The sequence below is a fragment of the Mycobacterium sp. EPa45 genome (genome assembly GCF_001021385.1).
GTDB lineage: Bacteria > Actinomycetota > Actinomycetes > Mycobacteriales > Mycobacteriaceae > Mycobacterium.
In genome coordinates, this window is record NZ_CP011773.1 from 5,871,014 (window position 1) to 5,893,029 (window position 22,016).

Sequence of the window (22,016 nt, forward strand, 5' to 3'; positions counted from 1 at the left end):
TGTCACACCCCGGTGGCATACTCGAACATATGTTCGATACTCGTTCGGCGAGCGATGCGGCGGTGGTGGATGCCATCGGCGACTTCGCGCGGGCCGAGGCTCAGCATGCCGCCCGTCGGTTGGCCTGGATCGGGGAGTTGGTAGCCCGGCGGTGCAGTGATGACGAGCGGGCGCATTGGGCCTGCGATGCCTGGGACGCCGCGGCGGCCGAGGTGTCGGCAGCTCTGGCGATCACGACCGGCCGGGCCTCGAATGAGATGTTGATGGCGACGTCGTTGCGGCACCGGCTGCCCCGCGTCGCGGCACTGTTTCTAGCGGGGTCGCTGAGCTACTGGGTGTGCGCGGCGATCACCGATCGCACCGACTTGATCCGCGACCGCGCGACATTGGCATTGGTGGACAAGGCGATCGCCCAGGACGCGGTCGCGTGGGGTGCGTTGTCGAAGCTGAAGTTGCAGCGCGCCATCGATTTCTGGGTGAATCGCTACGACCCGGGGGCGATTCGGCAGGTGCAGGCACGGGCCCGGGATCGCGACGTGATCGTCACCGTGGACGCCGCTGCCGGCACAGCCGAGATCGCCGGTCGGCTCTCGGCCGCCGACGGTGAGATCGTCAAGCGCAGGTTGACCCGCATCGCGTATTCGGTGTGCGACGACGACCCCCGCACCATCGCCCAGCGCCGCTCCGACGCCATGGGCGCCCTGGGGGCCGGCGCGGACCGGCTGGCCTGCCTGTGCGGCAACCCCGACTGCCCGGCTGCCGTCGACGACGCACGCGCAGCCGCCGTGGTGGTCCACGTGCTCGCCGAGGCCGACGTGCTCGACGCCGCGCCGGATCCGCAGATGCACGGGGACGGTCAAGAGGCGCAACCCGCTGAGCCGGCACGCCCGCCGGCGGCCAGTGCGGCGATCACCGGCAACCGGGGCATCGTGCCCGCCCCACTGCTGGCCGAGGTGATCAAGACCGGGGCCACAGTGCGAATGGTGCGCCGCCCGAAGGACGAACCCGAACCGCAGTACCGGCCCTCCACTGCATTGGATGAATGGGTGCGGATGCGGGACATGACGTGCCGATTCCCGAATTGCGACGTGCCCGCCGAATTTTGCGATGTCGACCACACCATCGCCTGGCCCTTCGGCCCCACCCATCCGTCGAACCTGGCGTGTATGTGCCGAAAACACCACCTGCTCAAGACTTTCTGGGCCGGCTGGTCGGACCGTCAACACCCCGACGGCACCATCACCTGGACCTCACCAACCGGACGCACCTACACCACCAGGCCCGGCAGCCACCTGCTGCTGCCCACCTGGAACACCACCACCGCCACCCTGCCACCACCACCACGCGAGCCCCCACCCGCCATCGGCATCCTGATGCCCACCCGACGCACAACCCGGGCAGCCCAACGCACGCAACGCATCACCCGCGAACGCAAACTCAACGACACCAACGTCGCCGAGCGCAACAGACCACCACCGTTTTAACAGGGGTATGACCCTCGCTCAGGCTCCGGCCCGAAGACAAAGCGCCTGCCGGACATCTCACTTGGGGTGATGCGCACGAAGCGCAGCTTCTCGGTCGCAATCCACGGCATCAGCTGCGCGCGTTCGGCGTCGTGTATTTCATCGGACGAACTGAGCACGCGCGCGGTGCCGCGGATGATCACGCTCCAACCCCCGGCGACGTTGTGGTCGTCGACTTCGAAGAGCACCTTGTCGTTCATCACAGTGCTGAAAAGCTTGGTGCCCTCGGCCGTACGGAACAGCACCGTATGGTTCTGAGTCACGAAGTTGACGGGAAAAATCTCGACCTGATCGCCGATCTGCGTGACCAACCGCCCCAGCGCGGCGCTCTTCAGCAGATCCCAGCTTTCGTGGTCGCTGAGCACCACGATCGGATCTTGTTCGACTGTCATGAACAGATCTTCCCGCCGCAAACACGCACGGTCATAGGGTCGAACGGCCCTCCGCGGGGGTCAGCCGTCACCACGCGTGTCGATGCCCCGGTCCGCGACATCCTCGCGGGCCCTTCAGCCGGTCAACATCGCGAGCTCGGCCCGCAGATTGCCCTGGGCCAGCGCTTCCCACTCGCGGCGCGCGTATTCGGTGCGGAATACTCCCGGGCCGCCCAGCAGGGTCACCAGCACCTGAACCCGTCCGCGGCGAAAGGCCTCGCTGGGCACGTGGTCGTACTCGGCGCGAATCGCCGCCGTGTTTCGCTCGTAGCGGTCCCTCGGCACGGCCAGCGCCGCCAGATCAGCATCGGACAGAACCTCGCCGTTGTGATCCCCCGGCGCGGGATCGTGTGTGATGGTCAACCGAATCAGCCTGGCCACCTCGTCGACCAGCTGCGGCTGCAAGCCGAGTCGGGACAGGTCCTGCTCGGCGCGTTGGGCGCTTCGTTCCTCGTCGTCGGGGAGACCGGCGTAGACGGCATCGTGATACCAGGCGGCGAGGCGCACAGCGTCCGGATCCTCGGCGAATTCGGCCAGCTCCTCGACGTGGCGGAGGATGTCGCGAAGGTGCTCCAGTGAGTGGTAGCGACGGTGCGGCTCGGACCAGGACGCCAGCAAGGCACGGCCGACCTCGGCCACCCTTGGTTCGTCGGTATGCCGGGACAGCAGCGTCGCCCACGCCTCATCCAGATCCTGCACACCACCATGGTGCACTCGCCGGCGCGCAGGAGTGAAGCGACCCGAGGATCAGGTTGTGCGGTCGGAGGCCGGCGAGTCAGTAAGTAAGCTTCCGCCGTGGCCGAATTAGCCCCGTCAACGCCGTTGAGCCTCAAAACCCAGGTGCTGCGCTTCATTCTCACCGGCGGGTTGTCGGCGATCGTCGACTTCGGGCTCTACGTGCTGTTCCTGAAGCTCGGGCTGCAGGTCAACGTAGCCAAAACACTGAGCTTCATCGCCGGCACCACCACGGCGTACCTGATCAACCGCCGGTGGACCTTCCAGGCCCCGCCGAGCACGGCACGCTTCGTCGCCGTGATCGTGCTGTACGCCCTGACGTACGCCGTCCAAGTCGGCATCAACTACCTCTTCTATCTGAAGTTTGCCGGCCATTCCTGGCAGGTCCCGGTGGCCTTCGTCATTGCCCAGGGCACAGCCACGGTCATCAACTTCGTGGTCCAGCGAGCAGTGATATTCCGGTTGAAGTAATCACGCCGGGTAACCTTTGGCACTGATATGGCTACCGCACTCCCCCTCACCCCGCGTTCCCTGACCGGATTCGGGCGGACCGCGCCGAGCGTGGCACAGGTGCTCTCCACGCCCGACGTGGCAGTGATCGCCGACGCCGTCCGGCAGGTCGCCGACGCCGATTCCGCCAGCCCGTCGTACCTACGACGCGGCATCGTGGCTCGCGGACTCGGCCGGTCGTATGGCGACCACGCGTGCAACGGCGGAGGCATCGTCGTCGATATGACGCGGCTGAACCGCATCCACTCGTTGTCCGCGGAGACCGCCGTGGCCGACGTGGATGCCGGGGTGAGCCTGGATCAATTGATGAAGGCGGCACTGCCCTTCGGCTTGTGGGTTCCGGTGCTTCCGGGCACCAGGCAGGTGACCGTCGGGGGTGCCATCGGCTCGGATATTCACGGTAAGAATCACCACAGCGCAGGCAGTTTCGGCAATCACGTGCTGTCGCTGGACCTGTTGATGGCCGACGGCGAGGTGCACACACTGACCCCGGACGGCCCCGACACCGAGCTGTTCTGGGCCACGGTGGGTGGAAATGGCTTGACGGGCATCGTGATTCGGGCGCGCATCGGGATGACCCGGACCGAGACCGCATATTTCATCGCCGACGGGATAGCCACCGCCGACCTGGACGAGACGGTCGCGGTCCACCAGGACGGCAGTGAAGACAACTACACCTACTCCAGCGCCTGGTTCGACCTGATCAACCCGCCGCCGAAGCTCGGTCGTGCGGCGGTCAGTCGCGGCAGCCTGGCCCGGCTGGATCAACTGCCGCCGAAATTGGCGAAGAACCCTCTGCAGTTCACCGCGCCGAAACTGCCCGCGATACCGAACCTGTTCCCGGTCAGCGTCATGAACAAGCTGTCGCTGAGCCTCGTCGGCGAAGCGTTCTACCGGGTCAGCGGGAACTACCAGAACAAGATCGTCAATCTGACGCAGTTCTACCACATGCTGGATATCACGATCGGATGGCAATATGCCTACGGCCCAGCCGGTTTCGCGCAGCACCAATTCCTCGTGCCACCCAATGCGCTGGACGAGTTCAAGGACATCATCCGGTGGATTCAGACCCAGGGCCACTATTCAGCGCTGAACGTGTTCAAGCTGTTCGGCCCGGGCAACCCGGCGCCGCTGAGCTTCCCGATGGCCGGCTGGAACGTGGCCATGGACTTCCCCAACAACGTCGGCGTCAACGCATTCCTCAACGAACTCGACGACCGCGTCATGAAATTCGGTGGGCGGGTCTATACCGCCAAGGACTCCCGGGTGAGCGCCGAGAAGTTTCATCGGATGTACCCGCGGGTCGACGAATGGATTGCCACGCGGCGCAAGGCGGATCCCAATGGCGTCTTCGCCTCCGATATGGCCCGTCGCCTCGAACTGCTGTAGAAAGGCATCCCTCGCAACCATGATCGACGCCACGGGTAACCCCCAGACCATCCTGCTGCTCGGCGGAACGTCCGAGATCGGCCTGGCCATCGTCGCGCGCTATCTGCGCAACGCGAAGGCCCGGGTCATTCTGGCCGATCTGCCGAACGCACCCAAGCGTGACGCTGCCATCGCCCAGCTGCAGGCCGCGGGCGCCAAATCGGTCGAGTACCTCGACTTCGACGCCCTCGACACCAAAAGCCACCCCGATGTCATCGAAAAGGCTTGGGCGAACGGAGATGTCGACGTAGCTATCGTCGCGTTCGGCATTCTCGGCGACGCCGAGGAGCTCTGGCAGAATCAGGCCAAGGCCGTCCTGAGCGCACAGATCAACTACACCGCGGCCGTTTCCGTGGGGGTGTTGATCGGCGAGAAGATGCGCGCGCAGGGCTTCGGCCAGATCATTGCCATGTCCTCGGTGGCCGGTGAGCGGGTGCGCCGCAACAACTTCGTCTACGGCTCCACCAAGGCCGGTCTGGACGGTTTCTACCTCGGTCTCGGAGAAGCGCTGCGCGAGTACGGGGTTCACGTGCTCGTCATCCGCCCGGGCCAGGTGCGCACCACCACGACGCTGGAGCACTGGAAGGCCACCGGCGCCAAGGAAGCGCCCTTCACGGTGAACGCCGAAGACGTCGCCGAACTGGCGGTGACGTCGGCGGCCAAGGGCAAAGACCTCGTGTGGGCGCCCGGGCAGGTCCGTGTGCTGATGTCCGTGATCCGGCACATCCCGCGGCCCCTCTTCCGCAAGCTGCCGATCTAGCAGCCCCCGAATGGGCAGGAGCGCACTGGCCACCGCGGGCCAGATGGTCGCGGCAGTTGTTGCAGCCGTCGTGGTTTCGACTATCGCGCTGATCGCGATCGCCCGGGTCCAGTGGCCCGCATTCCCGTCGTCGAACCAGCTGCATGCGCTGACCACCGTCGGCCAGGTGGGGTGTCTGGTGCTGCTGCTGGGTACGGCGTTCGTGTGGCGGCGGGGATATGCCTGGGCCGCGCGGATCGCCGCCGCGGTGTTCCTCTCCGCGTTCACGGTCGTCACCCTCGGGATGCCGCTCGGCGCGACCCGGCTCTATCTGTTCGGCATCTCCGTCGACCAGCAGTTCCGCACCGAGTACCTGACCCGGCTGGCGCAGAGCCCCGCACTGCACGACATGACCTACATCGGCCTGCCACCGTTCTATCCGGCCGGCTGGTTCTGGCTCGGTGGCCGGGTCGCCGCGCTGACCGGGACACCGGCCTGGGAGATGCTGAAACCGTGGGCCATCGTCTCGATAGCGATCGCCGTCGTGCTGGCAATGGCGTTGTGGTCGGCCCTGATTCGCTTCGAGTACGCACTGATCGTCACGATCGCCACCACCGCGGTGACCCTGGCATACAGCTCGCCGGAGCCCTACGCCGCGATCATCACCGTCCTCATCCCGCCGGTCCTGGTGCTGGCGTGGTCGGGCCTGCGCGGCAAGACCAGACAGGGCGGCTGGGCGGCAGTCGTCGGAGTCGGGCTGTTCCTCGGTATCTCGGCCACCTTCTACACACTGCTCGTCGGCTACACCGCGTTCACTGTGGTGGTGATGGGCCTCATCGCCGCAATCGCGCGGCGCAGCGTCGAACCGCTGCTGCGGCTGCTGGTAGCCGGCGTCATCGCCGTCGCCATCGCCGCCATCACCTGGTTGCCGTTCCTGCTGCACGCCGCGCGGCACCCGCTCAGCGACACCGGCAGCGCCCAGCACTATCTGCCCGACGACGGCGCGGTGCTGACCTTCCCGATGCTGCAGTTCTCCCTCCTCGGCGCGCTCTGCATGCTCGGCACGCTCTGGCTGGTGTGGCGGGCCCGCACGTCGGTGCGCGCCGCAGCACTCGGCATCGGCGTCCTGACGGTCTACGCCTGGTCGATGCTGTCGATGCTGACCACTCTGCTGGGCACCACCCTGTTGTCGTTCCGGTTACAACCCACCCTCACCGTGCTGCTCTCGGCGGCCGGGGTGTTCGGTTTCCTCGACGTGACGCTGGCCCTCGCGGCGCGGACCAATCGCAAGGTCATCGGAGTCGCCGCGGCGATCGGGCTGATCGGTGCCATCGGCTTCAGCCAGGACATCCCGGACGTGCTGCGCCCGGACCTGACCGTTGCGTACACCGACACCGACGGCTACGGCCAGCGTGGCGACCGCCGGCCACCCGGAGCAGAGAAGTTTTATCCCGAGGTCGACGCCGCCATCCAGAAGATCACCGGCCGGCCCCCCCAGGACACCGTTGTGCTGACCGCCGACTACAGCTTCCTGTCCTACTACCCCTACTACGGGTTTCAGGGGCTGACGTCGCACTACGCCAACCCGCTCGCCGAGTTCGACAAGCGGGCGGCCGCCATCGAATCCTGGGCCGAGCTGAAGAACGCCGACCAGCTCGTCCACGCCCTCGACACCCTGCCCTGGCAGCCGCCGACGGTGTTCCTCATGCGTCGCGGCGCCAATGACACCTACACCCTGCGGCTGGCCCAGGACGTCTACCCCAACCAGCCGAATGTGCGCCGCTACACCGTCGACTTCGACGTCAACCTGTTCAGCGGGCCGCACTTCACCGTCAAGACGATCGGGCCGTTCATACTCGCCATCCGGAATCCGTAGCGATGGTCGCCCACGCCCGCCAATTACCATCTAGCTCCGTGGACCAGACGCGGGCGAATTACCGGAACGCCCGACTTGTCGCCGTCATCGCAGGCCTGCTGGGCGCCGCGCTGGCGATTCTCACGCCGCTGCTGCCCGTCAAGCAAACCACCGCAGAGCTGAACTGGCCGCAGAACGGCGTGCTCAGCAGCGTCACCGCACCGCTGATCAGCTACGTGGCTACCGACTTGACCATCGACGTGCCGTGCCGCGCCGCGGCCGGGCTGAACAGTCCCGACAAGACGGTGTTGCTGTCCACGGTCCCCAAACAGGCACCCAAGGCTGTCGATCGCGGACTGCTCATCCAGCGCGCCAACGACGACCTCGTCGTCGTGGTGCGCAACACCCCTGTCCTCGTCGCCCCCATGCGCCAGGTGCTGAGCCCGGCGTGCCAGAAGCTGACGTTCACCGCCCACGCCGACCGGGTGAGCGCCGAATTCGTCGGCCTCACCCAGGGCGCCGACAGCAGCGCGCCTGGCAAGCCGCTGAAGGGCGAACGCAGCGGTTATGACTTCCGGCCCCAGATCGTGGGTGTATTCACCGACCTGTCCGGACCGGCGCCCGACGGTCTGACTCTGCGCGCCACCATCGACACCCGCTACAGCAGCGCCCCGACCGCACTGAAGATGGCGGCGATGGTGCTCGGTGTCGTGCTGACACTGATCGCCCTGATCGCCCTGCACGTCATGGATCGGGCTGACGGCGTGCGGCAGCGACGCTTCCTGCCGGCGCGCTGGTGGTCGGTCGGCCCTCTCGACGGGCTGGTGCTCGCCGTCCTGGTCTGGTGGCACTTCGTCGGGGCCAACACCTCCGACGACGGCTACATCCTGACCATGGCCCGGGTGTCCGAACACGCCGGCTACATGGCCAACTATTACCGCTGGTTCGGCACCCCGGAGTCGCCGTTCGGCTGGTATTACGACCTGCTGGCACTGTGGTCGCACGTCTCCACCACCAGTGCCTGGATGCGGCTGCCGACCCTCGGCATGGCCCTGGTGTGCTGGTGGCTGATCAGCCGTGAGGTGATTCCGCGACTCGGCCACGCGGTCAAGACCAGCCGCGCCGCCGTCTGGACGGCGGCAGGCATGTTCCTGGCCTTCTGGCTGCCGCTGAACAACGGCCTGCGGCCGGAACCGATCATCGCGCTGGGCATCCTGCTGACGTGGTGCTCGGTGGAACGCGGGGTGGCCACCAGCCGATTGCTGCCGGTCGCATTCGCCTGCATCATCGGCGCGCTGACCCTGTTCTCCGGGCCGACCGGCATCGCGTCGATCGGCGCGCTGCTGGTGGCGATCGGCCCGCTGCGGACGATCCTGCACCGACGCTCCCGCCAGTTCGGCCTTCCGGCGCTGTTGGCCCCGATCCTGGCCGCAGCGACGGTCACGATCATCCTGATCTTCCGAGACCAGACTCTGGTCGGCGAGGTCGACGCCAACATGCTCAAGTCGGCGGTCGGTCCCAGCCTCAGCTGGTTCGACGAGCACATCCGCTACGAGCGGTTGTTCATGGCCAGCCCCGACGGGTCGGTGTCGCGACGCTTCGCGGTACTGGCTCTGCTGGTCGCGCTGGCGGTGTCGGTGGCAATGATCCTGCGTCGCGGCCACATCCCCGGAACGGCCGCCGGCCCAAGCCGGCGGATCATCGGGATCACGATCATCTCGTTCCTGGCCATGATGTTCACCCCGACGAAGTGGACCCACCACTTCGGGGTTTTCGCCGGGCTGGCCGGTTCGCTCGGTGCACTGGCCGCCGTCGCGGTCACCGCCCACGTACTGCGCTCCCGAAGAAACCGGGCGATATTCGCCGCCGCGGTCCTGTTCATCACCGCGTTGTCGTTCGCCAGTGTCAACGGCTTCTGGTACGTCTCGAACTTCGGCGTGCCCTGGTCGAACCAGTTCCCCGAGTGGCACTTCGGATTCACCACGATGCTGCTCGGCCTGACGGTCGTCGCCCTGCTGGTGGCCGTGTGGTTCCACTTCTCCGGCCCGGACACCGGCGAGTCCGGACGCACCCGGTGGTGGTCGCGATTCGTGGGCTCGCCGTTGGCGACGATGGCGTGGCTGCTGGTGGTCTTCGAGGTGGTGTCGCTGACGCTCGGAATGACCGAACAGTGGCCGGCGTGGTCGGTCGGCCGCTCGAATCTCCAAGCAGTTGCCGGTAAGACGTGCGGCCTGGCCGACGACGTCCTCGTCGAGGAGGACCCGAACGCCGGGACACTCGCCCCGATCGCCGGAGTGTCGGTCGGTGATGCGCTGGCCGCGACGACGGCCGAGGGCTTCACACCCGACGGAATTCCCGCGGACGTGTCGGCCGACCCGGTGCTGGAGCCGCCCGGCGGCGGCAGCTTCGTGGACAGCGACGGCATGGTCACCAGCAGCGAGGCCGGCACCGAAGGCGGCACCACCGTGGGTGCCGGGGTCAACGGATCTCGCGCCCGGCTGCCCTATGGTCTCGATCCGGCCCGCACTCCGGTGATGGGTAGCTGGCGCCCGGGCGTACAGCAGCCGGCGGTGCTGCGCTCGGCGTGGTATCAGCTGCCCGCCGACTGGGCCGCCTCCCCGCTGCTCGTCGTCGCGGCGGCCGGCCGCTTCGATCAAGACGAAGTCCAGGTCCAGTGGGCGACCGACCAGCAGGCGGCCGAGGGCAAGTCGGGCGGCTCAGTGCTGTTCGGCGACGTCGGCGCCGCACCCGCGTGGCGCAACCTGCGGGCTCCGCTGGCCGCGATCCCGCGCGATGCCACCCACATCCGCCTCGTCGCCACCGATGACGACCTGGCGCCTCAGCACTGGATCGCGATCACCCCGCCGCGCATCCCGAAGCTGCGCACCCTGCAGGACGTGGTCGGGTCGAAGGACCCGGTTCTGCTGGATTGGCTTGTCGGACTTGCCTTCCCCTGCCAGCGACCGTTCGCCCACCAATACGGCGTCATCGAGCCGCCGAAGTGGCGGATCCTGCCCGACCGGTTCGGCGCGGAGGCCAACTCGCCCGTGATGGACAACATCGGCGGCGGACCGCTCGGTATCAGCGAGCTGCTCTACCGCGCGGTCACCGTGCCGAGCTACCTGCGCAACGACTGGTTCCGCGACTGGGGTGCGCTGCAGCGGCTCAACCCGTTCTATCCCGACGCCCAGCCGGCGCGCCTGGATCTCGGCACCGCCACCCGCAGCGGACTGTGGAGCCCGGCTCCGCTGCGACCTACCTAACATTCGCCTCTCGATTCGCGTCGGCGCCCGCAGGCCTTCCCAACCGGCATAACTTCGTCGCCTACCATCGACCCTCGTGCCAAGCGACAGAGCCGACTCCACCCGGATCGCTCGGCTCGTCGCCGTCGTGGCCGGCATCCTCGGTGTGCTGCTGTGCGGTGTCGTGCCGTTGCTGCCGGTCACCCAGACCACCGCCACCATCGTTTGGCCGCAGGCCCCCGGCCCAGACGGCATGATCAGCGACATCACCGCACCGCTCGTCTCCGGTGCGCCCCAGTCGCTCGAGGTGTCGATTCCCTGCCAGGTCATCGCGACGTTGCCGGCCGAGGGCGGCTTGGTCTTCTCGACGATCCCTCCCGCGGGTATCGACGCCAGCCGCAACGGGCTGTTCGTCCGGGCCAACGCCGCGACCGTCGTCGTCGCGTTCCGCGACACGGTCGCTGCTGTCGCGCCCCGCCCCGCCATCGCGGCGGGTGGCTGCAGCGATCTGCGCATCTGGTCCGGTCCCGGCGGCGCCGGCGCCGATTTCGTCGGCATCCCCGGTGCCACCGGCACGCTGCCCCCGGAGAAAAAGCCCGCGATCGACGGCATCTTCACCGATCTCAAGGTGGCATCGCAGCCGGGCCTGAGTGCGCGCATCGACATCGACACCCGGTTCATCACCAGCCCCGGCACGCTGAAGATCGCGGTCATGGTGCTCGGCATCGCCTGCGTCGTGGCGTCGATCATCGCGCTGGCGGTACTGGACCGGGCGTCCGGCCGGCGGATACCGGGCGCTTGGCGGAGGTTCCTTCGCGTCGGGGTGGCCACCTGGGTGGCTGATATCGGCGTGATCGGCGGTCTGCTGCTCTGGCATGTCGTCGGCGCCATCTCCTCCGACGACGGCTACAACCTCACGATCGCGCGGGTGTCCGGTGCGGCCGGGTACACAGCCAACTACTTCCGGTTCTTCGGCGCCACCGAAGCGCCGTTCGACTGGTATCAGTCGGTGCTCGCCCACCTCGCCGCGATCAGCACCGCCGGGGTGTGGATGCGACTGCCCGCCACCATCGCCGGCATCGGCACCTGGCTGATCCTGAGCCGTTGCGTCCTGCCCCGGCTGGGTAGGCGGTTGTCGCACAACCGGGTCGCGGTGTGGACCGCCGGCGCGGTGTTCCTGGCCGCATGGCTGCCGTTCAACAACGGGCTGCGACCGGAACCGCTGATCGCGTTCGGCGCATTGGCAACCTGGATTCTGGTGGAGAACGCGATCGCCACCCGGCGGCTGGTCCCGGCGGCCTTCGCGATCATCGTCGCGGTGTTCAGCGTGACGCTGGCCCCGCAGGGCCTGATCGCGCTGGCGCCGCTGCTGGTCGGCGCCCGCGCCGTCGCGCGGGTGATCAAGTCGCGACGCGGCACCGACGGGCTGCTCGCACCGCTGGCCGCGCTGGCCGCCTCGTTGGCGGTGATCTTCGTGGTCGTGTTCCGCGACCAGACCCTGGCCGCGGTCGCCGAATCCGCCCGCATCAAATACGTCGTCGGGCCGACGATCGCCTGGTACCAGGACTTCCTGCGGTACTACTTCCTGACCGTCGAAGACAACGTGGAAAGCTCGCTCACCCGCCGATTCGCGGTGCTGCTGATGATGCTGTGCCTGTTCGGCATGCTGGCGGTTCTGCTGCGCCGCGGCCACGTCCCCGGGGTGGCCGGAGGTCCGGTGTGGCGGCTGCTCGGCAGCACCGCGATCGGCCTCCTGCTGCTGCACTTCACCCCGACCAAGTGGGCTGTGCAGTTCGGTGCGTTCGCCGGGCTGGCCGGTGCGCTCGGCGCGGTCACCGCGTTCGCCTTCGCGCGGGTCGGCCTACATAACCGACGCAATCTGGCGCTGTACATCACCGCCCTGCTGTTCGTGCTGGCGTGGGCGACCTCGGGCACCAACGGCTGGTTCTACGTCGGCAGCTACGGAGTGCCGTGGTTCGACCGCCAGCCGGTGATCGCCCACCAGCCCGTGACGTCGATGTTCCTCGGGCTGGCGATCCTGTCCGGTCTGCTCGCCGCCTGGTTGCACTTCCGAATGGACTACGCCGGACACACCGAGGTCAAGAACACCGGGCGTAACCGGGCTTTGGCGTCCACTCCGCTGCTCGTGGTCGCGATCATCATGGTGCTGCTCGAAGTCGGCTCGATGACGAAGGCCTTCGCCCAGCGCTATCCCGCCTACACCACCGCGTCGGCCAACCTGTCGGCACTGAAGTCCGGCCTCTCCGACACCAGCTGCGCGATGGCCGACGCCGTTCTGGTCGAAGCGGACCCGAACGCCGGGATACTGCAACCGGTTCCGGGTCAGAAGTGGGGCCAGTACGGCCCGCTCGGCGGGGAGAATCCGGTCGGCTTCACTCCCAACGGCATCAGCGACACCCTGGAGCCGGCCGAGCCCTTCGTGGCCAACCCCGGCACCGTAAACTCCGACGGTTCGCCAAACAAGCCCAATGCCGGCATCGCGTTCGCGGCCGGTACCGGCGGCGGCTATGGACCCGTCGGCGTCAACGGCTCGCGAGTGTTCCTGCCGTTCGGGTTGGACCCCAAGACCACCCCGGTGATGGGCAGCGCAGGCGAGAACACCGTTGCGGCCAAGGCCACTTCGGCGTGGTACCAGCTGCCGCCGCGGACCCCGGACCGTCCGTTGGTGACGATCGCGGCTGCCGGCGCGATCTGGTTCTACGACGAAGAGGGCCAATTCAACTATGGGCAGTCGCTGAAGCTCCAGTGGGGTGTTCAGCGTCCGGATGGCAGCTTTGCGGCCCTGAACTCGGTGCAGCCCATCGATGTGATCGCCCAGAAGGCCTGGCGCAACTTGCGTTTCCCGCTCGCATGGGCACCGCCGGAGGCCAACGTCGCGCGCGTCGTGGCCGACGACCCGAACCTGAGCACCGACCAGTGGTTCGGCTTCACCCCGCCTCGGGTGCCGGTGCTGCAGACCGCTCAGCAGTTCCTGGGCTCGCAGACCCCGGTGATGATGGACATCGCCACCGCCGCGAACTTCCCGTGCCAGCGACCGTTCTCCGAACATCTCGGTGTCGCCGAGGTGCCGGAGTATCGGATCCTGCCCAACCTCAAGCAGGTGGTGGTGTCGAGCAACATGTGGCAATCCGCCCGCGCCGGTGGACCGTTCCTGTTCATCCAGGGACTGCTGACGACCGCGACCGTCCCGACGTATCTGCGCGACGACTGGTATCGCGATTGGGGCGCCATCGAGCGGTACATCCGGTTGGTGCCGTCGTCACAGGCACCCGACGCCGTCATCGACCAGGGTGCCAAGACCGTATTCGGTTGGAGCCGTAGCGGACCGATCAGGGCACTGCCATGACACGAGACGTCACCATCGCGCGTTGGGTGGCCACGATCGCCGGACTGGTCGGCTTCGTGCTGTCGGTGCTCACGCCGCTACTTCCGGTGGAACAGACCACCGCGACGCTGAACTGGCCGCAGGCCGGTCAGTTGAACAATGTCACCGCGCCGTTGATCTCGCAGGCGCCGGTGTCGCTGACGGCTACGGTTCCGTGTGAGGTGATCCGGTCCATGCCGCCGGCCGGCGGTCTAGTGCTGGGCCTGGCCCCGCAGAAAGGCAAAGAGGCAGCGCTGAACTCGCTGTTCGTGAATGTGAACGCCCAGCGCGTCGACATCACCGACCGCAACGTGGTGGTCGCCAGCGTTCCGCGTGCCAGGGCGGCCTCGCCTGAGTGCCGGCGCATCGAGATCACCTCCACCACGGACGGCACGTTCGCCACATTCGTGGGGTTGAACGATCCGACCACCGGCAAGGACCTGCGCAGCGGGTTCGCCGATCCCAATCTGCGGCCCGCGATCGTCGGGGTGTTCACCGACCTGGTCGGTCCGGCACCCCCGGGGTTGAGCGTGTCGGCGACGATCGACACCCGCTTCTCCACCGCGCCAACGGTTCTCAAGCTCGCCGCGATGCTGCTGGCGATGGCCGCCACCGTGATCGCGCTGCTGGCCCTGTGGCGGCTGGACCGCCTCGACGGGCGCCACATGCACAAGTGGATCCCGCAGCGCTGGCGGACGTTCACCGCGGTCGACGTGACCGTGGTGGCGGGCTTTCTGATCTGGCATGTGATCGGCGCCAACTCGTCCGACGACGGCTACATCCTGCAGATGGCCCGGGTGGCCGACCACGCCGGCTACATGTCGAACTACTTCCGCTGGTTCGGCAGCCCCGAAGACCCGTTCGGCTGGTTCTACAACGTGCTGGCGCTGATGACGCACGTCAGCGACGCCAGCATCTGGATGCGGTTGCCGGACTTGATCTGTGCGCTGGTCTGCTGGTTGCTGTTGTCCCGCGAGGTGCTGCCCCGGCTGGGTCCGGCCGTGATCGCCAGTCGCCCGGCGCTGTGGGCTGCGGGCCTGGTGCTGATGGCGGCGTGGATGCCGTTCAACAACGGCCTGCGTCCGGAAGGCCAGATCGCCACCGGCGCGCTGATCACCTACGTGCTCATCGAACGCGCGGTGATCTCCGGTCGGCTGACCCCGGCCGCGTTAGCGATCGTCAGTGCGGCGTTCACCCTCGGCATCCAGCCGACCGGCCTGATCGCCGTCGCGGCGCTGATCGCCGGTGGCCGTCCGATCCTGCGGATCGTCGCGCGCCGCCGTGCCATTGTCGGCACCTGGCCGCTGGTGTTGCCGCTGCTGGCCGCGGGCACCATCATCCTGACCGTGGTCTTCGCCGACCAGACGTTGGCAACGGTGTTGGAAGCGACCAGGATTCGCACCGACATCGGACCCAGTCAGGCCTGGTACACCGAGAACCTGCGCTACTACTACCTGATCCTGCCGACCGTGGACGGGTCGCTGTCGCGGCGGTTCGGCTTCCTGATGACGGCGCTGTCGCTGTTCGTGTCGATGTTCATCATGTTGCGCCGCAAGCGCGTTCCCGGCGTAGCCCGGGGACCGGTGTGGCGACTGATGGGCGTCATCTTCGCGACGATGTTCTTCCTGATGTTCACCCCCACCAAGTGGGTGCACCACTTCGGCCTGTTCGCCGCGGTCGGTGCCGCCATGGCGGCACTGGCCACCGTACTGGCCTCACCGGCGGTGCTGCGGTGGTCGCGCAACCGGATGACCGTCGTCACCGCGGTGTTCTTCCTGCTCGCTCTGTGCTTCGCCACCACCAACGGCTGGTGGTACGTCTCTAGCTACGGTGCACCGTTCAACAACGCGATGCCGAAGATCGCCGGGATCACGGTCAGCACAATCTTTTTCGCGCTGTTCGTGATCTCGGCGCTCTACACGATCTGGTTGCACTTCAGCACCCGCGATCACGGTGAGGGCCGCTTCGCCCGCGCCGTGACCACCGCACCCATCCCGGTGGCCGCCGGCTTCATGGTGCTGGTGTTCATCGCCTCGATGGCCGCGGGTGTGGTGCGCCAGTACCCGACCTACTCCAACGCGTGGGCCAACCTGCGATCGTTCTCCGGCGGCTGCGGACTGGCGGACGACGTCTTGGTCGAACCGGACGCCAACGCCGGGTTCCTCACCCCGCTGCCCGGTGATTACGGACCGCTGGGGCCGCTGGGCGGCACCAACGCGGTCGGCTTCACACCGAGCGGGGTGCCGGAACACATTGTTGCCGAAGCGATTCGGATGACCAATCCGCAACCCGGCACAGACTACGACTGGGATCAGCCGATCAAGCTGGACAATCCGGGCGTCAACGGCTCGACCGTGCCGCTACCGTACGGCCTCGACCCGGCGCGGGTCCCGATGGCCGGCAGCTACCTCGTCGGACCGCAACAGGACGCCACCCTGAACTCGGCGTGGTACCAATTGCCGCCCAACGACAGTGGGCATCCGCTGGTCGTCGTCACCGCCGCCGGCACCATCGCCGGCATCAGCGTGCTCAACGGCTTCACCGATGGCCAGACGGTCGAACTCGAGTACGGCAAGCCCGGGCCCAACGGCGCGCCAGTGCCCGCCGGGCGAGTCAGCCCCTACGATCTCGGTCCGGCCCCGTCGTGGCGGAATCTGCGCTTCCCCCGCTCGGAGATTCCGCCCGATGCCACCACCGTGCGGATCGTGGCGCAGGATCGCTCGCTGTCGCAGGGCGACTGGCTGGCCGTGACCCCGCCACGGGTGCCCGAACTGCGGTCGGTGCAGGAATTCGTCGGCTCCACGCAGCCGGTGTTGATGGACTGGGCGGTGGGGCTCGCGTTCCCGTGCCAGCAGCCGATGCTGCACGCCAACGGCGTCACCGAGGTGCCGAAGTTCCGCATCACCCCGGACTACACCGCCAAGAAACAGGACACCGACACCTGGGAGGACGGCCGAAACGGCGGCTTGCTGGGGATCACCGACCTGTTGCTGCGTGCCCATGTCATGGCGACCTATCTGTCACATGACTGGGGACGCGACTGGGGTTCGCTGCGTCAGTTCGAGACGATCGTGCCGGCCGAACCGGCACAGATCGACCTGGGCACAGCAACGCGAAGCGGCCTGTGGAAGCCCGGCCGGATCAGGATTAAGCCCTAAAATGCAGTAGCCCGTTACTTACATCTCCTCGCCCCGGCTGATTAGCGTGGCGTGATGGACCACATCCGCAGGAGTCGACCAGCGGTCGCCACGGTGGCGGCGACCGCTGCAATCGCAATCATGCTGACCACCACCACGGCCCCGCCGTCGAACCCGAATCCGGCCGAACCATCGCCTCGGATTTCAATCGAGGCGGTTCATCTCGCCGCACTTCCAACTGCCCTGGACGCCGCCGCACGCAACGGGGTCGATGCGAGTCAGGTCGCCAACGACGGCGCCGACCCGGGCGGTCCGCTGAAAGCTGCCCTGGGGACGATAGTAGTGAGCGCGATAGTCGCGGTTTACCAAGCCACCCTGCTCGGTGCCCGATTGGCTGGCAGCGTCGCGAACGTCCCGGTAATTGGACCGTCGCTCAGCGGGGTGGTGTTCTACGCCGCCCTCATCTGTGCCTGGGTCATAGGTCCTCCGATCGGCGCGGTCGTCGGGGCTCTCTACGCCGTGCAGAGTTTGGTGCCCGGCCTCGCATCACCGCCGGCGCCGGCAGCCTCGGCTCGCCCGGCCGCCGCCGGCCGTAACACGGTCACCACACCGCACCGGTCGGCCAAGTCGGGCACGCGGTCCAACCGGCACACCGCGAAGTCGGCCCTACCGGCGAAACCCACGGCACCACAACAGGATTCGATCCGGTCGCGAGCCGGCAGCGGTCGCGGGCATATCGCGAGCTCGAATCGGGCCGCCAGTCGGACTCGCTGAGTCGGGTCGGATCCGGCACACGACGTAAATGCAGTAGCCCAGTACTTACATCACCCCGACTTGGTGCTGTCAGCGTGAAGACACTCTAAGGAGGACACCATGGACCACACCATCAAAGGCCGGCCGCTGGCCGGTGCGGTAGCGGCGGCAGCTGCAACCGCGGTAATGCTGACCACCACCACGTTCGCACCGCCGCAACCGAATGTGGCCGCGCTATCACCTCGAATTTCCATCGAGGAGGTTCAACTCGCCGCGCTTCCAGCGGTCCTCACCAGCACCTCGCCCAAGACGACTGGCGCTGGTGTCGTCGCGAACGACCTCGCCGATTCGTGGGCGGCGATTCCTCAAGCGATCACGATGGGGATCGGCGCCGGAGTTTTCGGAGGATTCATCATCGGTGGACTTCTGGCAGGCAACATCGTCTCGCAGATCCCGGTGATCGGTCCAGCGCTCATGCCGGTCGTGCCGATCGCCGCCGTCATCGGCGCACTCGTGGGAATTCCGATCGGTGCGGTCGTCGGGACGTTCTACGCAATCCAGAATTTGGTGTCGAGCCTGGCGCCTGCACCGCCTTCACCGCCTTCACCGCCGGTGGCATCGGCCCGCCCGGCCGCCGCCAGCCGTAACACGATCACCACACCGCAGCGGTCGGTCAAGTCGGGTACGCGCTCCAACCGGCACACCGCGAAGTCGGCGCTACCGGCAAAAGCCACAGCACCACAACAGGATTCGATCCGGTCGCGAGCCGGCAGCGGTCGCGGGCATGTCGCGGCGTCGAATCGAGCGGACCGGCACTGAGTCGGCTTTTGCCGTAGCGCGGCCAATCTACGGTTGCGGTGACAGAATCCCGCACATGGCGCAAGACTCAGCAACCGTCGACCCGTTGATGCATGGCCTGCGATCCAAGGGGCTGAAGAAGGGCTCGGTCTCCCTCGTCGGAGCGGTGGCAATCGGTCTGGCGGCCACCGCCCCGGCGTATTCGCTGACCGGCGCTCTCGGGCACGGCGCGGAGGAGTCGGGCTATCAACTGCCGATCGTCTTCGTTCTGGCGGTCATCCCGATGTACTTCGTGGCCTTGGCGTACAAGCACCTCACCGACGCCGCCCCGGATGCCGGCACCGTGTTCACCTGGGGATCGAAGGCCATCGCGCCGCACATCGGCTGGATGGGCGGCTTCGCCCTGGTGCTGTCCTCCGTCCTGGCCGGCGTCGGCGCCGCCGGAATCCTGACCAATGCGGCCGCCGTGCTGCTGGACATGGACTCCTCGCCGAAGTGGTTCGACATCCTCGTGGCGACGATCTTCATCCTGCTGACGACGTGGCTCGTTGCCCGCGGCGCGGAAGAATCCTCCCGCACCACGCTGATCCTGACGATCGTCCAATACGGCGGGCTGCTCCTGTTCGCAGTCGTCATGGGAGTCGCGGTGGTCCGCGGCCAGCAGAGCCCTGATGCCGCGACATTCTCGTGGGAGTGGTTCAACCCGTTCGCAATTCACGACTTCAGCAGCCTGTTCGGCGGATTCCTGGTGGCCATCTTCATCTTCTGGGGCTTCGACGCCTCCCTGGCCATGTCCGAGGAGACCTCCGGAACCTCCGCCGAGGCCGGCCGCAGCGGCGTCACCGCGATCCTGATCACGGTTGCCACCTACGTCATCTTCAGCGTGGCCGCGCTGTCGTTCGCGGGAATCGATCCGAACAGCGAGACGAGCCTGACCCATGAGGGCAATATCGACGACGTCTTCACCACGCTGGCCACCCAGTCGATCGGCGAACGCGGTGCATTGTTGGCGGCGCTGGTGGTCGGGTTGTCCGCGTTCTCGGCGACGATGTCCACGGTGATGCCGACGGCTCGCGGTCTGTTGTCGATGGCGACCTATAGGGCGCTGCCGGACCGGTTCGCCTCGGTGAGCGCTGTGAGTTCGACACCCAAGTTCGCGACCTGGATGATCGGCCTGACCAGCCTGGCGATCTACTGCGTGCTGGACGTGATCAGCGACAGCGTCGTGTCGGATTCGGTCTACAGCGTGGGGATCGCGATCATGACGTACTACTCCGTGGTGGCGATCTCCTCGGTGGTGTACTTCTGGCGGACCGCTTTTCGGTCATGGCGCACCGCGATGGGGCAGGTGATCCTGCCCGGTATCGGCGCGTTGATCCTCATCCCGGTCGGCGTCGTCGAGGCGTACCTGATGGCGGACCCGAGCACCGGTTCAGGAGGGTCCCTTCTGGGTGTCGGCACCGCATTCGTCGTCGGTGTTCTCAGCCTGGCTTTGGGCGTTGTGCTGATGATTCTGTGGAACCTGAAGGCCCCGGCCTTCTTCCGCGGCGAAACCCTCCCGAAGGAACGCACCTAGCATCTCCCGCCGCTTGACATTTTGTTAGGTGCCTAACATGATCGTTAGGTGGCTAACAAACATTCCGGATCTCGCGACGCAGCTGTCGGAATGTGGGCGAAGCGGTGTTATCTGGCAGCCCGCGCGACAATGGAAGATGCCCTGCGCCCCCACGGCCTTGGCGCGACGCAGTGGTATGTCCTCTACCAGCTGGCCCACGAAGGACCCACGTTGCAGCGCGATCTGCAGCGGATTCTCCAGGTTGAGCGGGCAACGCTGAGTGTCGTCGTGACTACATTGGTCCGCAAGGGTCTTGTCGAGCAGTTACCGGATCAGGCCGACCAGCGACAGAAGCTTCTGCGGATGACGGCCGCCGGAACTCGCTTGTGGAACACGTTGCCCGACCTGTCCCAAATCGAGGACCTGGCATTCAGCGGAATGAACTCGGCCGATCTTGCAACCGCGGCTCGTGTTCTCCGCGCGGCCACCGAGCGACTCGAAAAGACTACCCAGGAGAGGATCTAGGCCGATGACTGTATTGCTCACTGGCGCAACCGGGCTGGTCGGCAAACGGCTTCTTCCCCGGCTGCTGGCGCAAGGCGTGGAATGTCGCGTTCTCGTACGCGGCGACAACCCCGCACCCCACGGAGCCACGGCGGTGCGCGGGGACCTTCTGGACGGCGGCACACTAGCCGCCGCAGTCACCGACGTCAGCGCCATCATCCATCTCGCGGCGAGCTTTCGAACCACCGACACCGGCCTCATCTGGAAGAGCAACCTGGAGGGGTCACGCAATCTCATCGCCGCGACCCAATCCCATGCACCGCGGGTGCGGTTCATCATGGCGAGCACTGCCTGGATTTACGACGCCGACGCCAAACGACCTGGGCGCGAGGACGATCCGGCGGCTCCGACACTAGACTATCCGGCGAGCAAGCTGGCCGCCGAGAACGCACTGCGCGGCAGCGGATTGAATTGGTCGATCCTGCGGTTGGGCTTCGTCTACGGCGACAAAGACGGGCATCTGGAAGCGCTACCGCAACTTGCTCCCGGCAGGTTTCATCCGGCCCAACGCATGAGTATGGTCCATCACCGCGACATCGCGACTGCCATCTCCTCGGCACTCGACGGCACCTTCGACGGGCAAGTCGTCAACATTGCCGACGACGCACCGACGTCGGTCTACGAACTCGTCGAACTGGTCGGTGGCTCCATGGAGCCTTCATCGGACCCGTTGATGAATCCGTGGTCCATCCATATGGATTGTTCGCTGGCGCGCCGGCTCGGTTTCCGACCGGTGGTGCGCACCGTCTATCAGGCCGTGCAGGAAGATCTTCTATGACACACGGCCGGCGAGACATTCGGACCATTCGCCGTTGCGATTGCCGAAACCATCAGGGCAGAACGAAAGTTGACGTCCGGCGAGGTTCCTGATGCCGAACCGTCTTCGATACGTTATCGCTCCCCTAGGTGGCGCCCACGCGTGTTACAGCTGGCACAAATCCACGATCCATAACGTCGTCATCGCAAGAGCAATCCGAGCGACGAAAACGGAGATGACGATGAACCTCAAACGATTGGTCTACGCCTCGACCGCGGCGATCGGTATCGGTGCCGCCGGACTGTTCGGGCTCGGTATCGGAACGGCGAGTGCCGATCCCGGCCAATGCGGCGGACCGGGCCCGCAGAGCTGCCAGGGCCCCAACAACGGGCACGACAACAACTGGAACAACGGCCCGGACAACCGGAGCGACGGGCCCGTCGACTGGCAGCACCGGAACGTGGACCAGGCTCGCCAGGACCATCAGCCGTTCAACTGGAACGGTCAGTGGGTCCAGCCGATGCCGGCCGGCAACGGGGTGGGCTGGGGCTTCTGGTTCCTGGGGCAGTGGATCCCGCTGTAAGGGCTGGCGCGATCGGCGGAA

16 protein-coding genes are annotated in these 22,016 nt (G+C 66.8%); 14 read left to right on the forward strand and 2 right to left on the reverse strand.

Annotation, left to right across the window (positions count from 1 at the left end; translation table 11 throughout):
• The first annotated feature begins 29 nt into the window (after positions 1 to 29).
• A complete protein-coding gene (locus AB431_RS27960; protein WP_047332692.1) occupies positions 30 to 1,484 on the forward strand; it encodes an HNH endonuclease signature motif containing protein in 1,455 nt (484 codons plus the stop codon).
• Here AB431_RS27960 and AB431_RS27965 read toward each other — a convergent pair.
• Positions 1,481 to 1,915 (reverse strand): pyridoxamine 5'-phosphate oxidase family protein, encoded by a 435-nt coding sequence (locus AB431_RS27965; RefSeq protein WP_047333869.1) that lies wholly within the window; start codon positions 1,913 to 1,915, stop codon positions 1,481 to 1,483. The genes AB431_RS27960 and AB431_RS27965 overlap by 4 nt on opposite strands.
• A 114-nt stretch (positions 1,916 to 2,029) precedes the next feature.
• On the reverse strand, positions 2,030 to 2,653 hold the full coding sequence (locus AB431_RS27970) for an HD domain-containing protein (RefSeq protein ID WP_047333870.1): 624 nt from the start codon (positions 2,651 to 2,653) through the stop codon (positions 2,030 to 2,032).
• 96 nt (positions 2,654 to 2,749) lie between these two features.
• Between AB431_RS27970 and AB431_RS27975 the strand changes: the two genes are divergently transcribed.
• From AB431_RS27975 to AB431_RS28035, 13 genes are all read left to right on the forward strand, one after another.
• The gene (locus tag AB431_RS27975) at positions 2,750 to 3,160 is read left to right on the forward strand and encodes a GtrA family protein (RefSeq protein ID WP_047332693.1); all 411 of its coding nucleotides are present in this window, start codon (positions 2,750 to 2,752) and stop codon (positions 3,158 to 3,160) included.
• A 27-nt stretch (positions 3,161 to 3,187) separates the two neighbouring features.
• The gene (locus AB431_RS27980) at positions 3,188 to 4,588 is read left to right on the forward strand and encodes an FAD-binding oxidoreductase (RefSeq protein WP_047332694.1); all 1,401 of its coding nucleotides are present in this window, start codon (positions 3,188 to 3,190) and stop codon (positions 4,586 to 4,588) included.
• A 19-nt stretch (positions 4,589 to 4,607) separates the two neighbouring features.
• Positions 4,608 to 5,387: a decaprenylphospho-beta-D-erythro-pentofuranosid-2-ulose 2-reductase gene (locus AB431_RS27985; RefSeq protein ID WP_047332695.1), complete on the forward strand. Its 780-nt coding sequence runs from the start codon at positions 4,608 to 4,610 to the stop codon at positions 5,385 to 5,387.
• A gap of 10 nt (positions 5,388 to 5,397) precedes the next feature.
• Entirely contained in the window at positions 5,398 to 7,242 is a 1,845-nt protein-coding gene (locus tag AB431_RS27990; RefSeq protein ID WP_047332696.1) for a galactan 5-O-arabinofuranosyltransferase, read from the forward strand.
• Positions 7,243 to 7,244: 2 nt separating this feature from the next.
• Positions 7,245 to 10,484 (forward strand): arabinosyltransferase domain-containing protein, encoded by a 3,240-nt coding sequence (locus AB431_RS27995; RefSeq protein WP_047332697.1) that lies wholly within the window; start codon positions 7,245 to 7,247, stop codon positions 10,482 to 10,484.
• Positions 10,485 to 10,560: 76 nt separating this feature from the next.
• Entirely contained in the window at positions 10,561 to 13,830 is a 3,270-nt protein-coding gene (locus tag AB431_RS28000; protein ID WP_047332698.1) for an arabinosyltransferase domain-containing protein, read from the forward strand.
• Entirely contained in the window at positions 13,827 to 17,006 is a 3,180-nt protein-coding gene (locus AB431_RS28005) for an arabinosyltransferase domain-containing protein (RefSeq protein ID WP_047332699.1), read from the forward strand. The genes AB431_RS28000 and AB431_RS28005 overlap by 4 nt, the downstream gene beginning before the upstream one ends.
• A 54-nt stretch (positions 17,007 to 17,060) precedes the next feature.
• Positions 17,061 to 17,759 (forward strand): hypothetical protein, encoded by a 699-nt coding sequence (locus AB431_RS28010; protein WP_144418391.1) that lies wholly within the window; start codon positions 17,061 to 17,063, stop codon positions 17,757 to 17,759.
• Between the two features lie 99 nt (positions 17,760 to 17,858).
• Positions 17,859 to 18,557, forward strand: a complete 699-nt coding sequence (locus tag AB431_RS28015) for a hypothetical protein (protein WP_047332701.1) — start codon at positions 17,859 to 17,861, stop codon at positions 18,555 to 18,557.
• Positions 18,558 to 18,612: 55 nt separating this feature from the next.
• The gene (locus tag AB431_RS28020) at positions 18,613 to 20,112 is read left to right on the forward strand and encodes an APC family permease (RefSeq protein WP_047333871.1); all 1,500 of its coding nucleotides are present in this window, start codon (positions 18,613 to 18,615) and stop codon (positions 20,110 to 20,112) included.
• 48 nt (positions 20,113 to 20,160) lie between these two features.
• Positions 20,161 to 20,616 (forward strand): MarR family winged helix-turn-helix transcriptional regulator, encoded by a 456-nt coding sequence (locus tag AB431_RS28025; protein ID WP_235435778.1) that lies wholly within the window; start codon positions 20,161 to 20,163, stop codon positions 20,614 to 20,616.
• 4 nt (positions 20,617 to 20,620) lie between these two features.
• Complete coding sequence (locus tag AB431_RS28030; protein WP_047332703.1) at positions 20,621 to 21,433, forward strand: NAD(P)-dependent oxidoreductase; 813 nt, start codon at positions 20,621 to 20,623, stop codon at positions 21,431 to 21,433.
• A gap of 220 nt (positions 21,434 to 21,653) precedes the next feature.
• Complete coding sequence (locus tag AB431_RS28035) at positions 21,654 to 21,995, forward strand: hypothetical protein (protein WP_047333872.1); 342 nt, start codon at positions 21,654 to 21,656, stop codon at positions 21,993 to 21,995.
• The last annotated feature ends 21 nt before the right edge of the window (positions 21,996 to 22,016 follow it).

Excerpts from the sequence above, each read along its gene's own strand:
- AB431_RS27960 (WP_047332692.1), top strand. The coding sequence starts at position 30 with ATGTTCGATACTCGTTCGGCGAGCGATGCGGCGGTGGTGGATGCCATC.
- AB431_RS27965 (WP_047333869.1), bottom strand. The coding sequence starts at position 1,915 with ATGACAGTCGAACAAGATCCGATCGTGGTGCTCAGCGACCACGAAAGC.
- AB431_RS27980 (WP_047332694.1), top strand. The coding sequence starts at position 3,188 with ATGGCTACCGCACTCCCCCTCACCCCGCGTTCCCTGACCGGATTCGGG.
- AB431_RS27985 (WP_047332695.1), top strand. The coding sequence starts at position 4,608 with ATGATCGACGCCACGGGTAACCCCCAGACCATCCTGCTGCTCGGCGGA.
- AB431_RS27990 (WP_047332696.1), top strand. The coding sequence starts at position 5,398 with ATGGGCAGGAGCGCACTGGCCACCGCGGGCCAGATGGTCGCGGCAGTT.
- AB431_RS27995 (WP_047332697.1), top strand. The coding sequence starts at position 7,245 with ATGGTCGCCCACGCCCGCCAATTACCATCTAGCTCCGTGGACCAGACG.
- AB431_RS28005 (WP_047332699.1), top strand. The coding sequence starts at position 13,827 with ATGACACGAGACGTCACCATCGCGCGTTGGGTGGCCACGATCGCCGGA.
- AB431_RS28010 (WP_144418391.1), top strand. The coding sequence starts at position 17,061 with ATGGACCACATCCGCAGGAGTCGACCAGCGGTCGCCACGGTGGCGGCG.
- AB431_RS28015 (WP_047332701.1), top strand. The coding sequence starts at position 17,859 with ATGGACCACACCATCAAAGGCCGGCCGCTGGCCGGTGCGGTAGCGGCG.
- AB431_RS28020 (WP_047333871.1), top strand. The coding sequence starts at position 18,613 with ATGGCGCAAGACTCAGCAACCGTCGACCCGTTGATGCATGGCCTGCGA.
- AB431_RS28030 (WP_047332703.1), top strand. The coding sequence starts at position 20,621 with ATGACTGTATTGCTCACTGGCGCAACCGGGCTGGTCGGCAAACGGCTT.
- AB431_RS28035 (WP_047333872.1), top strand. The coding sequence starts at position 21,654 with ATGAACCTCAAACGATTGGTCTACGCCTCGACCGCGGCGATCGGTATC.